Annotated in this window: 7 protein-coding genes and 1 pseudogene; all 8 read right to left on the bottom strand. The window is 73.2% G+C overall.

What is annotated here, in order from left to right; genetic code table 11:
• Positions 1 to 50 precede the first annotated feature (50 nt).
• Entirely contained in the window at positions 51 to 827 is a 777-nt protein-coding gene (locus ACIRU3_RS10495; RefSeq protein ID WP_404054249.1) for a helix-turn-helix domain-containing protein, read from the bottom strand.
• A 498-nt stretch (positions 828 to 1,325) separates the two neighbouring features.
• Complete coding sequence (locus ACIRU3_RS10490) at positions 1,326 to 3,482, bottom strand: hypothetical protein (protein ID WP_404054247.1); 2,157 nt, start codon at positions 3,480 to 3,482, stop codon at positions 1,326 to 1,328.
• Positions 3,479 to 5,590, bottom strand: a complete 2,112-nt coding sequence (locus tag ACIRU3_RS10485) for a hypothetical protein (RefSeq protein WP_404054244.1) — start codon at positions 5,588 to 5,590, stop codon at positions 3,479 to 3,481. The genes ACIRU3_RS10490 and ACIRU3_RS10485 overlap by 4 nt, the downstream gene beginning before the upstream one ends.
• Positions 5,587 to 8,232 (bottom strand): hypothetical protein, encoded by a 2,646-nt coding sequence (locus tag ACIRU3_RS10480; RefSeq protein ID WP_404054452.1) that lies wholly within the window; start codon positions 8,230 to 8,232, stop codon positions 5,587 to 5,589. Before ACIRU3_RS10480 ends, ACIRU3_RS10485 begins: the two co-directional genes overlap by 4 nt.
• Before the next feature lie 2 nt (positions 8,233 to 8,234).
• On the bottom strand, positions 8,235 to 11,882 hold the full coding sequence (locus tag ACIRU3_RS10475) for a tubulin-like doman-containing protein (RefSeq protein WP_404054241.1): 3,648 nt from the start codon (positions 11,880 to 11,882) through the stop codon (positions 8,235 to 8,237).
• Between the two features lie 130 nt (positions 11,883 to 12,012).
• A complete protein-coding gene (locus ACIRU3_RS10470) occupies positions 12,013 to 14,340 on the bottom strand; it encodes a VWA domain-containing protein (protein ID WP_404054239.1) in 2,328 nt (775 codons plus the stop codon).
• A 28-nt stretch (positions 14,341 to 14,368) separates the two neighbouring features.
• Positions 14,369 to 14,920, bottom strand: coding sequence for a Pycsar system effector family protein (locus ACIRU3_RS10465; RefSeq protein WP_404054236.1), 552 nt, complete (start codon positions 14,918 to 14,920; stop codon positions 14,369 to 14,371).
• Positions 14,917 to 15,113 (bottom strand): annotated as a pseudogene (locus tag ACIRU3_RS10460) (hypothetical protein); the annotation flags it as partial. The pseudogene ACIRU3_RS10460 and the gene ACIRU3_RS10465, both read right to left, overlap by 4 nt.

Raw genomic sequence — 15,113 nt, 5'->3', positions numbered from 1 at the left:
GGCCGGGCGCCACGAGGCCGCGGACCGCGGACCGCATCGAGAAGCTGTCGTCAGTCGTCGTGCTTGGCCAGACCAACCGCATTTCTGAGGATGCCCATCACGCTCCTGCGGTGTCTGGCCGGCAACGAGCGCATCGTGGCGGCGAGTTCACTGAGTTCAGGGTCCTCGTCGCCACCGTCCGCAGCCGTCGGCGCCTGGGACGCGCGCTGGGCCGTTTCGACCACTTGGTGGATCGCCGCTTGCAACTGGCGTGACAACTGGTCGCTGCCGGCCGACACGCTTCCCCGCAGAGCCACGCGCTCCACCCGCCGGCCCTTGAGTTCGGCGATCAGCCGTGCCTGCTCCAGAACGGGCTCGAGGGCCGTCAGGAGTGCCGTCTTCGGTCCGAGCGTGAAGAAGCCGGGGGCGTTGAAGAACTCCGCCAGGTCTTTGCTGACGTCGAATCCCGGGTTGCGGGAGCCGTTCAACAGATTGGTGATCGTCGACTTGGCCACACCGACGGCGTCGGCGACCTCCTGGAACGTATGCTTCCGCCCGTTCTCCTTGAGCCGGGTGTCCAGGAGGAACCGCAGGCGGTCCTTGAAGGGCGGGTCGACCTCGTCGGGGCTGACGGAATCCCCCGCGAAGAGCTTGCGGACCGTCGCCTCGGCGATGCCCGTTTCGTCGGTGAGCCGGTCGAAGTTGATCACCTCGATGGTGTGGCCCAGTTCCTCAAGCTCCGCCTTGATCGATGCCAGGGCCGCCGCAAGGTCCTCCACCCCGGTGGTGCTCTCCATAAAAAGGCGGTCTCCTGCCTCGTCGTCGGTACACCCGCGTGGGCGGCGCACAGAAGGTTAGCGCCAGAGAGGCGCGCACCGCACCAGGGGGGCCACATTTGTAGCCCATCGGGAGTCTCGACGGAATGATTGAGGCGCCAATTGACATCCATGACTAGGTGCAGCATGATCCCTGATCGTGATGGAGGGTCGGCCGCCGGAGAGGTACGGCCCCCGCACGTCACCCACAGCCATCTCACGTCTGGCGTTCTCGCCTCCACAGGAGACATGAATGAGCGCTACACCATCACGGCCCTCGCCGCTCACCGATCGGCGGACGGCCGTCCCGGCTCGGTGGTGAAGTGCGGTCACAAGAGCAGCAGCTCCTCGACCTCGCGGAGGCACTGCGGCAGGTTGCGGCGCCGACCCCTGAAGCTCCGACGGTCACACCGCCACAGGGGAGCGGTGTGGCCGTCGGGTCGGTCGGTCAGCCGGTGGCCACGGAGCCGGACTTGACGAGTTCCTGGGTGAGGTGGCGCCCAGCACAGTGACACGGAATGTCGCTCCTCGTCATACGAAGATCAGCACGATGGTGATGAGCACGCCGATCACGAGGAGACCGGTCCCGATCACACAGCCCGGATTGTTCGTCTGGTCGGCGAGCCAGGCGGCGTAGGAGGGCTGGTGCCCGGCGAGGGCCGAGGACTCCGGGACGACCGGAGAGGCCGGGGGGGCAGCCATGGGGGACTTGGGCAGCGGGGCGGTGCCGGGCGGCGGGACGGCGGGCGGTCTGCCGTTCCGGCTGATCGCCTCCCGCAGGAGCTGGCTCCACAGGAGGGGCGGCAGGTCGGGGACCCGGCCGTTCGCCGGTTCGACGACGGTCTGCCAGAGCCAGTTGCCCATGGTGGGGTGACGGTCCCGGCCCAGCCGGTACAACAGCTCCTGCAGATCGCGCAGATAGCGCTCGTCCCGGGCCAGCGGAGCCACGGCCCAGTGGAAGAGCACGGCGGCCCGATCGGCCATGGCCGCCCTCGACGCCTGCTCCGCGCCCGGTTCCTGCGGTGTGAGGTACAGGCTCTCGCGGAGCACCTCCGCGCACAGTGCGTGCCGCATCTCCAGGTGCCGTACCTCGATGCGGGCCTGTCTCCCCAGCTCGTTCAGCACCAGATCCACGGAGTCCGGCGGAAGGTCGCCGGAGCGCAGCTCCCCCAGAAGGAACTCGTCGGGCTGCGCGCCCAGTTGTGCCATCAGGAGACTGCGCCGCATGCCGTCCGCGCGTCGGTGTTCGCGCAGGTCCTGGCGGAGGGTGTACGGGTCGGGGGCGGCCGGGACACCCTGGCCTGCCACGGGATACCCGCCGCCGGATGCGGGCCACTGCTGCCCGCCGGGCCCGTGCTCGGGCAGTTGCTGACGGGGCAGCGGAGGTGGTGCGGCTGCGGGTTCCGGACAGGGCTCCGGACCGGCCATGGCCCGGGCCTGCTCCTGATCCCAGGGCCGCTCCTCTGCGTCGTGCCCCCCTTGCAATGGCTCCGGGTCTCGATCCACATACCGATCCAGGTACGGGTCCGGGTCCGGGTCCCGATCCAAATGCGGATCCGGGTCGAGATCCAGGTGCGGATCCGGGTCGAGATCCAGCTCCAAGTCCCGGTCCAGCCCCCGACCCCGGCCCAGTCCCCGATCCACATCACGATCCCGGTCCCGCTCCGGGCCCCGCTCCCGTTCCCAGCCCCGCGCCGGGCCCTGTTCCGCCGGGCGGGGCGTGTCCGCGGGGAGGGGCGGCGGTGCTGCGGCCCTGTGGCCCGGCGGGCGGTCGGTGTCGAGGACGGCCTGGAGGCGGGCACGCCGGTGCTCCCAGTCGAGGGTCGCGCCGTCGGCGAGTTCCTTGACCAGCTGGGGCACGCCGGCAGCCTCGTACGGGTGCGCGAGGAGATGCTCCACCAGCCGTTTCGCCGCCCGGTGCTCGAACCCGGGCCGGGTCGGCTGGCGGCCCACGACCCGGGCCAGCGGGCCGGACCCGCCCGTGTCCGGCTCCCAGCGCGGGACGGACATCAGCCGCAGCGGATGGGTGTCCACCGTGTCGTAGGTGGCGAACGTCCACTCGTGCCGCAGCCAGGTCCCGAAGATCAGGAACAGCCCGAGATAGACCAGCGGCACCCCCTCCGGATCCGGCCAGTCACGCGGCGCCTTCTCCTCCAGGAGCAGCGACACCCGCTGGGCCGGATCGCGGAGCAGCTCCGCGGTGGCGAGGATCAGCGCGTGTTCGACGGTGGGCAGCAGCTCCAGCATGTCCGGCAGCCGGCTGAGCGCCAGCTCGTCGAGTTTCCCGCGGCTGAGCTCCGGCTGCGGGCCGGACGCCTGCTCGGCCTTCTCCTGCAACCGCCAGCCGCCGTTCCACGCGAGGCCGAGGCACTGACGTGTCTTCAGGATCCCGGGGTCGCCGACGAGGACATGGCTGACCGTGCTCGGCCGGCCGGCCCGGTCGGTGGTGGGCCAGCGTTGTACGAGCATGACGTCGCCGTCGCGGGAGAGGGTGCGCACGACGCTGGGCCGTGCCGCCGCCGCACCGGACACCCAGAGCAACGGGCCGAGTTCCCGGCCCAGTTCCCCGGCACGCGCCGCCGAGCAGGAGTGGGCGACGGCGTTCATACCGGTGTCCTGGCGGCCGTGGTTGCCGTCCCAGCGGAAGACGACCTGGTGCACCGAGTCCCGGTCCTGGAAGCCGTTCACTGCAGCACCTCTCCCCCGGATCCCCCGGATCCCGCTGTTTCCTCTGCGTCCTCCCACGGCACCGCCTCGAGCACGGGCGCCTCTCCCACGGCCAGCGCCTCGGCGCCGCCCGGCACGTCGATCAGCCCGTGCATCGCCAGCAGCGCAAGCAGCGGTTCCAGCACCCGCCGGGGCCCCGCGCCCGCCGGATAGCGGCCGTGGTCCTCCTGGCCGCCGGTGGCGGACGCGATGTGCAGGGTGCACCGGCGGATCGCGTCGAACGGGCGCAGCCACGCCTGCCCGGCGTGCCGGCGCAGCAGCCCGTACACGTCCCGGCTCTCCTCGTGCATGAGCGCGGGGTCGAGCGAGGTGGCCGGCGGCCGGCTCAGCCACCGGTCGACGGGCGGCCGGAACCTGAGGAGGTCCGCCTTGCCGAGCACCATGGCGGCCGGCACGTCCAGGTACGGGCCGTTCTTCCGCAGCCGGTCGAGGACGGTGCCGAAGGCGAGGTCGCCGTCCCGGTTCACCTCCACCCCCCAGCGTTCCCTGACGTGGTCCAGCTGCGGCAGCGGCAGGGCCAGCGCCGGGTCGACGACGAAGATCATGGCGTCGACGCCGAGCAGGAACCGCAGCGCCGCGTCGGTCCGTACGAGGTCCTCGCCGCCGAGGTCGAAGAAGGCGACCGGGCGCACCTGTCCGCGGGCGTCGGTGATCAGGAGCGACTCCACGAAGCGGGCGAAGTCGTCCAGGCCCAGGGCGGCCGTGTGGTCCAGGACCTGGCCGCCCCGCAGCGGCTGCACCCGTTCCCGTACGAACCGGGCGTGCTGCTCCGGATTGACGGACTGCCACTTCAGGCCGAACGGCTCCAGGCCGCCGTCGGTGACGGCCGCGATCATCTGGGTCAGCAGATGGCTCTTGCCGGTGGAGGACTGGCCGACCATCGCGACGGTCAGCGGGCGGCCGTACGTCAGATAGGGCACCGGGATGAAGTGCTCGGGGAACTCCGGGTCGGCCGTGCACTTCTGGACGGCGCCGCGCATGATGTCGTGCCGCCGGACCGGGTTGTTGATGCCGGCGAGGTCCAGCGGCTGGTACTGCATCCTGCTGTCGGTGACGAACAGCTTCGCGAGGTCGAGCTGGATGGTCTCCAGGCAGTAGGGGCAGAGCACTTCGCCGGTGCCACGCCCGGCCGTCGTCGCCCCGGCGGCGTCCTCGGAAACGGTGACAGGGGCCTGCCGTTTGAGGCGCAGCGCCTCCTCGAAGGCCTCCCGGTGCGGTCGTGTCTCGTCGGCGGGCAGGGTGAGGCGGGCGCGCCGGGCGGCTCCCGGCGCCACGAGGTCGAGCACCTGGTCGGGTGTCGGCCGGTCGGCCGCCCGCGGGGCGAAGGCCTGCCGCAACGTCCGGTCGAGCACCCGGTGTTCACCGAGGTCGGCGGGCGCCCGGTCGGCGGGGCCCGGCCGGCCGGTCACCAGCCGGTACAGCACCTGGGCGGCGCTCCACACCGCGTCCCGCGAGTCGGTGAGTCCTTCGCCCTGGCGCTGTTCGGGCGAGCAGAAGGGCGGCCGGCCCCACGGGCCGCGCCGCAGGCCGGTCCTGGTCACCGCCTCCAGTCCCCACAGCTGAAGCCGGGCGCCGTCCCAGAGCACGGTGGCGGGCGAGACACCACGCGGCACCAGGCCCTGTCCGTCCAGCAGGCACAGGGCCAGCATCAGGTCCCGGGTCAGGCGCTGCTGGTCGGTCGCGGCCATCACATGGGTCCGCGCGGCGGGGGCGCCGCGCGGAGCGGCGTACAGCAGGAACGGCTCTGCCGCGTCCGGCTCGTAGCCGATGATCCTCGGGAAGAGCGCCGCGTACTCGGTGTCGTCGAGCACGCGGTGCAGGTGCAGGGCGGTGCCCGCCTCGGCGTCCAGCAGGGCGCGGGCCGCGGGGTTGGCCGCGTCGGCGGCGGTCAGGCGTACCTGTACGCACTGCTCTGCGTCGTCGTCGAGCAGGCAGTTGCGGATCAGCTGGGGCAGCAGCCGGTCGCGCCGGGACTCCCGGCCGAAGCGGGCGGGAGTCACGCGGCGCCGGCCCGAGGGCAGGGTGAACGCGAGCTTGTCCGGTGAGTCGGGGTGCGTGGCGCGGGTCACCAGCGGTCACCGTCCCTTCGGGGATCCGTCTCCGACCGGCTGTACGGATCCGTCCTGTCGTCGGTCCCGGAGCCGTACCGGGGCCGGACGGTGTCCACCACACCCATCCGCAGCGGGGTGAGCCGCACCAGGCCGGCGTACCGTCCCGACGAGGTCCACAGGACCTCCTCGGGCTGGGCCGTACCGCTCGACCGCCAGGCCTTCTCGAGTTCGTCGCGTACGGCTCTCGGCGCGAATCTGATCCACCCCGCGGCTGCCGGGTCGCGGCTGAGCAGCGCGCCCTGCTCGGGTGAGGACAGCTGCACCACGGCCTGCCGGTCGGCCTCCGCGCGGACCAGTTCGGCCGGTCCGTGCGGGTCGGTGCCGAGCAGGCTCGCGGAGGTGGCGCGGACGCGACGGGGAGCGGCGAACGGGGGTGGGGCCAGCACGCCGTTGTGCTGGAGGTGGCGGCGGGCCGTCGACAGCAGCTCACGGACCCGTTCCTCGGTGCGCCGGACGGCACGGGTGCCGGCCTGGCCGCGTTCGACGGCGCCCCAGTACTGCTTCATCGCCTCCAGGGCGGCGTCCGTGAGATCGGCGGCCAGGGTGGCGACCAGTTCAGGTCCGCCCTCGCCGCTCTCCCGGTCGAGCCAGCGCGGAACCCCCTTGGTGCGATCCCCCAAGGGGATGGCGGAGTTCTTATCCGGGCTCTCCCCCGCCCGTTTCTCCCAGCCCTCCCGCTCGGCCGGTTCCTCCCATGACGGCCTGTCCTGCCAGGCGTACACGCTCGCCCAGTCGGCCTCGGCGTCGTCGGAGCCGTCGAGGGCGTCGTCCGCCTCCAGTGCGGAGGGGCCGGCGAGCCAGTCGTCCTCGACGGGGGTCCCGTCGTCCGGCCCGCCGAAGGCGGCGGCCGCCGCGAGCCGTTCCGGCTCGGGTACCGCCTCGGCCTCGGCCGCGGCCGCCGTCGCCCGCAGCATGCCGGCGACGGACCGGGCGGCATCGGCGCAGTACAGGCGCTCCTCGACGGCCCAGTGCTCCCGGACCGCCTCGGCCAGCAGAGCGTCGAGCCCGTCCAGGGCCCGGCGCAGCACGGCCGTTGTGCGGCCCGGCGCCCAGGCGCCCGCCGCCGCACGCCAGAGGCGGCGCGCGGTGTCCCATGCGAGGCCGAGACCGGCCAGCAGGCCGAGAGCGCCCAGCCAGACCGTGGGCCCGGTCGCATGCGCCACGGCCGCCCCGGCCACCGCGCCGCAGAACGCGGCGATGCGAGGGGCCACCGCCCAGCGGCCGGGCCGTCCGGCCTCGCGCAGCCGGGCCGCCCCGAGCACCGCCATGCCGACGAACAGCAGGGGGACGACGACGGCCAGCGCGAGGTACGGCCCCTGCCACAGTGCGCCGAGCAGCCCCGCCACGCAGGCCAGTGGAGCGGCCGCCGGGAGGCCGGGCACCGCCGCGCCCGCCGTCCCGGACTTGCGGGCCGCGGCGTCGGCGCCGGGGGCGCCCCCGCGCGCGTCGATCCGGGCGTGCGGGAGCGCGGCGAGCTTGGGCAGCAGCGCGGAGCCCGGTACCGGCTCCACCCGTCCCGCCAGACCGGTGAAGCGCTGGGCCACCGCGCGCATGGGCAGTCCCTGGCCAAGCAGCTTCCCCGCGAACTCCTTCAGGCCCTCGCCGATCCGCTCGCCCATGCCCTCGGCCGACGGCACCCGCAGGCCGAGGGCGGCGAGGCGGGCAGCCGATTCGGCGGCGGACGGTGCCGTGCCACCGCCGCCGCGCAGGGCCGTGCCGACGAGTTCGCGGTACTCGTCCAGGGCCTGGTGCGCCTGGTCGACGTCCGCCTCGAACGCCTCCCTGCGGGTGGGCCGCAGCAGCCCGGGCAGGGTCTGCAGCCCGGCCAGCGCGTCCGCGGCGTGGTCGAGGGCGTCCGCGCAGGCGCGGTAGGCGTCGTCGGCCACGCCGCCGGGTTCGCGGTGCCGCCGGTCCTGGCCGCCGGGCATCGCCATCAGGGAGCGCAGCGGCTCCGGCAGATCGGCCGCGGACGAGGCGGTGAGCACGACGTCCGGCGGGAGTTCGCTGTCCTCGCCCGCGAACCGGGTGAGCGCGTCGCGCCAGGCCCGGTCGCGCACCTCGGGCGGCAGGTCCTGCTCCAGCAGCCGCACCCCGGGCGCGGCGACGGCCTCGGGCAGCGACCCGATGGTGTGCAGCACCCGGAGGTAGAGGTCCGGAACCGACAGCACGTCCACGAGGACCGCCAGCGCGTCCGGGTCGTCGGGCGCGGGCTGCTCGAGCGCGGTACGGGCGGAGCGCAGATCGCCGGCCCACAGCAGCGCGGTGCCCGAGGCCCGCAGTACGGCGGGCCGCACCAGCCGACGGTCGGGCTGGAACGCCTCGTCCTCACCGGCGTACGAGCCCGGCGCGCTGCCGACCAGCAGCACCAGGAGCCTGACCTCGCCCACGGCCCGGTAGCCGGTGAGCAGTTCGTACTGGAGCTGGTGGTCGGTGAGGCCGGCCGGGGTGTCGACCACCAGGAAGAGCGGGTCGTCGGGGTCCGCCAGTCCGGCCCGGCCCAGCTGCCGGGCGACCCTGCCGCGCAGCGCGGACGCGCTGTCGAGTTCGGCCGCTCCGGCCCGCAGGTCCAGATGGATGACCGAGTCGAAGTCCTGAGGCATGCTCACTGCGCGTCTCCGTCCCAGGGGGTGCGGCGGGACCGGTCACGCTCGTCGCCGCCGCGGTACGCCTCCCGGCCACCGGGCTCGTCCCACGGCGGGGGAGGAGCGTCCTCGCGGCGGGACCGTCCGTCCGCGCCGTCCTCCGAGGGGGACCTGCCGTCACGGCGGCCCTCCCGGTCGGCCCGGCCGTCGCCGCTTTCGTCGTCCTCTTTCCGGAAGCGGCCACCGCGATCGTCGCCGTACCGCCGTTCGTCGCCGTGCCGCCGTTCGTCGCCGTACCGCCGTTCGTCGCCGTACGGCCTCTCCTCCGCGTACGGCCTCTCCTCGCCGTAGCGCGTTTCGTTGCGGTAACCGCCGGTGTCGTTCCTGCCGCTCGGCTCGTCCCGTTCGCCCTCGCGCCGGTGGGTGTCGTAGGAGGAGACGGGCGCCGTGCCCCAGTCGTCGTCATCGGATGCCGCGCGCCGGGGTTGCGGGATGTCGTCGCGGCCGCGGGGGCGGGTCGCCGTGCCGCCGCGCACGTGTTCCAGCAGGGTGCGCAGGGTCGGCTGAACGGCGCGCTGATCGCCGAACTCCTTGTCCAGAGCGGCCGGGAGGGTCTCCGCCCAGAACTCCCACAGCGGCCGCACCCAGCCCTCGACCCGCTCGCCGCCCCGTTCCCTGCGGTCCGTCAGCAGTTCCAGCTGGCGCGGCGCGATCTTCTCGACCAGGTCGACGAAGAGCGGATGCGGTTCGCTGCCCGTGCGGGCCAGACCCAGCGGCTGAGCGCCCATCAGTTCGCGGCAGTAGTCCTCGACGATCCGCTCGTCGTCGAGGACCGTCCAGCGCTCGTACGACCGCAGCAGCTCCGCCCAGCTCGACACTCCGCCGGGGAAGTCGCCCAGCCGCAGCCGGACACCCGGCACGTTCGGACCGGTCTCGGAGTGCAGCCGCAGCCGGACCCGGTCCGGCGACGCCGGGTCGCCGTCCACCACGTCCACCTGGCCGTTCCACAGACAGCACAGCAGCCGGTGCAGGATGGTGCGCCGGTCCTCCTCGCTGCTCACCATCCAGTTGTCCCGGTAGCCCGTGCGCTGGCGCCACCGCAGCACGTCCTGGGCCTGCTCGGACTCCTTGGCCCGGGCCCACTGGCGCAGTACCTTGCGGGCCTCGGGCACCTGGGTGAGGCTCATCTCGCTGCGGAACAGCACCACGGTGATCGAGTCGCTCTCCACACCCCGGTACTCCACGGAGTTCTTCGCGTCCGCCGGCAGCCGCAACGTCTTGCCGAGGTATTCCTGCACCTCCTCCACGGCCTGCACCCTGGGGTGGGTGACCAGGACCCGGAGCGGCCCGGTGCCCTCCGGGGTGAATCCGACGGGCAGCAGCCCGGTCAGCTTGCGTCCGAACAGGTCCAGTGCCTCCTTGCTGACCTGGTCGACGGCGTCCGTGCTGCCCGCCGCGGCGGCCAGCAGCGTGCCCATGGCCGGCAGCAGCGGCCGCTCCTCCAGATGGGTGCCGCTCTCGGCGAACAGCCGGGTGATCCGGGCCTCCAGCTGCCCCTTGACCTGCGCCACGGCCCCCTCCGGGTCGCGGCGGCTGCGCGCGTGGACCTGGCGCCAGCTGTCCCCGTCGACCAGCTTGAGCAGCAGCGCGGCCACGTAGTCGGTCTCGCGCAGCCCCTCGCGGCGGATCAGCCGGGCGACCACGTCCTCGTAGAAGTGGTTGAGGGTGCGCTGCGGAGGCAGCAGATACGAGATGCCGGTGCGGTCCTCGTACAGTTCGTGGCCCTTGCGCGCGGAGGCCTTGCGCTCCTGGTCGCCGTGGGTGCGAAAGGCCCGCACCAGGCGGTCGAGGTCGGTCCCGGCCGCGTCGGCCTGGGGTTGCCAGTGCTGTTGCTGCTCCCGCCAGGCCTCGTGCCACACCGACCGGCAGCGCCACTGGTACCAGGCGTCCTGCTCCTGGATGGCCGCCTGTACGGCGTCGTCGCCCCAGCGGGCCGGGGCCATGCCGGCCAGCAGGCCCTTGATCCGGGGGATCTTGGGCGGCTGTTCGGTGACGCCCGGCGGGCGCTGCGGGGCACGGGCACGGCTGTCCAGCATGCCGAGGAAGCCGAGCCGGGCGATGCCCTCGTCACTGTCCGGTATGCCCCTGACGACGCGTTCGGCGAGGAAGGGGTCCGCGTTCTGCAGCAGCTTGTCGATGGCGGGGCGCGGGGCGAACCGGTCGGCCATCACGGCGGCCTGGCGGTCGGCCTCGGCCCGCAGGTCGGACACGAGCCGCTGCATGTCGACGACGCGCTCGCCCAGCGCCTGCTCGATGTTCTTGCCGCCACGCGGCAGCGGATCGGGCTCGGGCACCGCCAACTGCCTGCGTTCCCACAGCTCTTCGAGGTGGGAGTCGGCGAACAGTTGGCGGATCATCGGCACCGCGCCGTCCCGCAACGCGGCCCGCGGCCGCTCCACGAGATCCGTGACCGCCTCGCGCAGCACCCGCCCGGCCACCAGGTCGGCCAGCTGGTCCATCGGGGCGGTCATGGAGGCCACCAGGCTGGTGGAGACGCCCTGCCGGCCGATCCCGGTGGGGGACAGGGAACCTCGGGCCACTCCCCGGTTGATGAAGCTCGCGGCGAAGGTCTGGTAGTCGTCGTCGGCCGCCGTCTTCCGGCCCCGTGAGCGTCCGTCGCCCAGTTCGGTGCCGATCAGCGACATCACCAGGGAGACGATGGACCGGCGCAGGTCGTCCGCCCGGATGCCGGCGGTCGGGCTGAACAGGAAGGCCGTGGGCAGAATGCCGGTGCGCAGCCGGACGGGGGTGGTGCCCGGGTAGCGGATGCCGAAGCTGGAGTCGTGGTCGAGGTCGCCGATCTCCGCGCCCTCCCGCGGCGCGTTCTGCCGGTCCACCAGCCGGAACAGGTCGACCAGTGCCCGGGCCGCGTTGAGTTCCGCCTCGCGCCCGCCGCCGGTGGCGGCGGCGAACGACGACGGCATCACGACCAGCGGGTAGATCTTCACCCCGTCGAAGCGGCGCAGCTGGAAGGCGTAATTGATGAGGTGCAGATAGTCCAGGAAGATCCCGGCACCGGTGCCGCCGGCCACCGAGAAGGCGACGAACACGTCGCAGCCGCTGACCTTGCCGCCGCCCAGCTCGCTCAGTTCACCGGCCGACTTGGCGATCGCGTCGATCGCCTGGAGCAGCGGCTCCAGGACCGGAGCGAGGCCATGGCGGAGCGTGGCGAACAGGGCGGCGCGCCCGACGGTGGGCAGTTGCCCGGCGCCGTTGTGGAGCGGGGTGACCTCCGGCTCGTCGATGATCGGCGGCAGCCAGCCGGCCACCTCCTCGCGCAGGCTCGCCCGGAGCATCTTGGTCACTTCGGGTGAACTGTCGAAGTTCGGCAGCAGGTTGTGCGTGGCGCGAGAGGTGCGGGCGTACGCGGCCCGCAGCGACCGGTCCACGTTGAACTGCGGCAGCCGCTGAAGGTCGCTCTCGCTGTAGTCCGCGTACACGAACTGGAGGCAGTCGGGCAGTTGGAAGGCGGCGTGGCCGCTCTGCCGGCTGAGCGCCATGCCGTCCGGACCGCACAGTTCGGTGCGCAGTCTGCGTTCCAGTTCGGCGCCGACCAGTCCCCCGGTGCCGCCCAGGCCGACGAAGAGCATCGGCTGGAAGATCTTCATGGTTTCCTCCCCGCTCGCGGCCGGGGCGGCCGCGGGTTCGTGCTGGGAACGTCTGTGGTGTGCGCGGCGCGGTGGCCGCGATGTGGTGCGCCGGGCGGATCGGGCGGTGAGGTGGCCGCCCGGCGGCGCGTCACTCGTAGTCGACGTAGGGGCCGCTGCCGCCCGCACCGGGCGTGGGGCCGGTGGAGACGGACCGCGACCTGTCGCCGTCCTTCGGCGGATGGCCGTCCCCGCCGAGGGCCAGGTAGAGCGTGTCGGTGAGGGGGACCTGCCCCTGGGCGGGCACCGGGGTCCGGCCGCCGCCCTGCTTGCGCAGGACCGCCCCGCCTTCGGGGCTGCGCCGGACTGCGTACGGGCCGTGGGGGCGCCGTTCGATGCGCGGGCTGCGGTGGGGTTCGGCGACGGCGAACTCGTACCACTGCTTGTGGCCGTGGCCCGCCCGGTGCTCGTTGAGGACGCTGCCGTCCTCCGAGACCAGCCGCAGCACCAGGCCGTGCGGGTCCCGGCGCCGGCGGCGCTGCCGTACCCAGGTGGCGGCCACCAGGGCGATCAGCACGACCAGGGCGGCAGCGACCACGAACACCCACCAGTACTGCTCCCAGATCCCCGGCTCGGGCGTCACCCGCACGGAGAGCGGGGCGCGTACGAGGGCCCGGTCGTGGTCGGTGGTGTCGACGACGGTGACGGTGCCGGCGAGCTTCAGCCCGTCGTCGCCGAGGCGGTCGCCGAAGACGTTCGCGGGAGCGACCTCGACACTCACCTTCCGGGTGCCGGACTCGCCGGCCTTGACCGTGATCTCGGCGGGGGTGACGGAGAGCAGCCCGGGCTGCAGATCGGCCACGGTGAGCCGCAGAGTGTGCGCGGTGTCGCTGGTGTTGTGGACGGCCAGGCTGCCGGTGACCGTGGCGCCGGGGTGGACGCTCGCCGCGGGCAGGTCGAGCGCGGTGGTGACGGGCAGTTGGCCGGGAGCGACCTGGCCCGCCTCGCTGCGGGTGTCGGCACTGAGCCCCGAGGCCGTCAGTGTGGCGCTCACCTTCAGCGCACCGTCGGCGCTCGTCGGGATCCGCGCCGAGCCGGTGAAGGCACCGTCGCTCGCCTCGGGGTCGGCCCCCTTGCCGTCGTCCGTGAGGTCCAGCGCGCGGGGACCGAAGCCGTCACCTGTCAGTTCGCTGCGCACCCGCAGCCCCGCGTAGTCGCGCGGGTCCTTGATCTCGTAACCCTCGCGCGTCTGCAGCCGCATGGTCACCTTGACCTTGTCCCCGGCCTGCGGCGAGGGCGGGTCCATGGTGATGGCGCCGCGCAGCTCGCCCTGCCACAGCACGCTGACGGAGACCGGCAGGGAACGGTGTCCTTCCGGGGCCTCGGCCTTCACCTTCCAGGTGCCGGGCAGCGGGTCGACGATCTTCAGCGCCTCCACCGGACCGGTGTCGCCCGCCAGCTCGAACGTGGATTTCTTGTACGACCCGCGCGTGGGGACCCGGTCGCCGCTCGGGTCGTAGTAGGTGACCTTCACCTGGGGGTCGCCCTTGTCGACCACGATGCTGCCCACGGTGGCGAGCGGCGAGATGCCGACCTTCAGGGTGCCGGGGGGCCGTTGGCTGTCCCCGTCGTCATGACGCATGCAGTGGGCGGCTGCGAAGATGTCCTCCAGCGTGGAGCCGATGTCCGCCGCCTTGACCTTGTGGGGTTGCGGGGCGGCGGAGGGCAGGTCGACACAGCCCTTCTGGTATCCGCCGCGGGCCATCCGCTTGAGCTCGTCCAGCCGCGGTTGCGCTCCGAAGCCGAGCGGCCAGATCTGCACGTTCTGGGCGGCGGCCTCCTTGAGCGCGAGGCCCAGCTGGCGTTCACCCTCGGCCTTGCGGTGCTCGCGGGCCCCGTACTTGGGGCTGTCGGTGACGTCCATGTACCCGTCGGTGAGCAGGAACAGCACCCGGGGCCGGGACGGGTCCGTGCCGTCGGTGAGATCGTGCACGCCCTGGCGTATCGCGCTCGGGAAGTCGGTGCCGGTGCCCTCTTTCTTCGTGCGGCTGCGCAGTTTGCCGACGCAGGTGCCGATCGTCTCGCGGCCCGCCGCGTCCAGTGTGGTGCGCGGGCACACCGGGTCCACCGCGCGCTGGTCGCCGGACTCGGCGGCGGCGAAACCGAAGACGGTGACATGCGAGTCCGAGGACACGTCGCCTAGCGCGATCCGTGCCGCGGCGGCCTTCTCGGCCTTCATGTCCTCGGCTGCGAGGCTCGCGGACTCGTCCACGGCCACCGCGTAGTCGACCGCTGGGAACGCCGGTGCGGAGTGCGCCGCCGGCACCGGATCCTGACCGGCCGGTGCCAGCAGGGACACGAACAACGCGGCGCCTGCCAGCACCGGGACCAGGGCGCGGCGCGCCCGGCCCCTTCCTGTGTGCCGTCTTCCCGTGACTCTTTCCACGGCCGTCCCCTGATTCCTGGTTCGTTTCTGCATGGAGTGCTTGGTGCGGGCCGGCCACGCGTCAGCGCGGGGTCAGGCCCCAGGCCAGTGCCAGGGCCGCCGACAGGGCGAGCGAGCCCATGCCCCAGCGGATGGCCCGGTATTTGGCGGACAGGATCGAGCTGACGTCCACGGCTTGGACGAGCAGCCATTCGGCCGGGTCGAGCCCGGCCTCGGCGACCTGGGCGGTCAGCCCTTCGAGGTCGCGGGCGGCGGCCAGGTCACCGAAGTACGTCACCCCGTCCCGGCCGCGGACAGTGCTGGTGCGCGGCATCAGAGCACCGATCAGCGCGATCACCGCGCCGGCCCAGAGCAGGCCCGCGAGGACCAGCGTGACGTCGGCGGGGCCCTGCCAGCCCGGGGCACCGTGCCATCCGATCAGGAACGCGGGCAGTGCGAGCGTCCCCGACAGGAGCACGGCGGCCTTCGAGTCGGCCCGCCCCAGGTCCTCCCGCACCGTGCTCAGCAATCGCTCGGCGATGCGCTCCCCCGCCCGGTCGTGCGGGTGCCGACCCCCGTCCGGCACGGGCACGACCGGGTCGGGGGAGGTCCGGGCCTCGCCCTCGGCGGTCATCGTTCCTCTTCCGCCCAGGACCAGCCGTCGTCCCGCGGGTGTCTGCGGTTGGGCGGCGGCTCCCGGTCCATGTCGTCCGCCGGATAGCGCTCGGGCCGGTAGGTGCGGTCACGCGAGGGGCCCCAGTCGGGGTCGTCCTCGGGATAGGGCTCCGCCGGGTAGGACCGGCCGCGCGGAGGCTCGCGGTCGAGAT

It is taken from the genome of Streptomyces sp. NPDC101151 (genome assembly GCF_044768335.1).
Taxonomy (GTDB): domain Bacteria; phylum Actinomycetota; class Actinomycetes; order Streptomycetales; family Streptomycetaceae; genus Streptomyces.
This window is presented reverse-complemented; position numbering and strand designations above follow the sequence as displayed.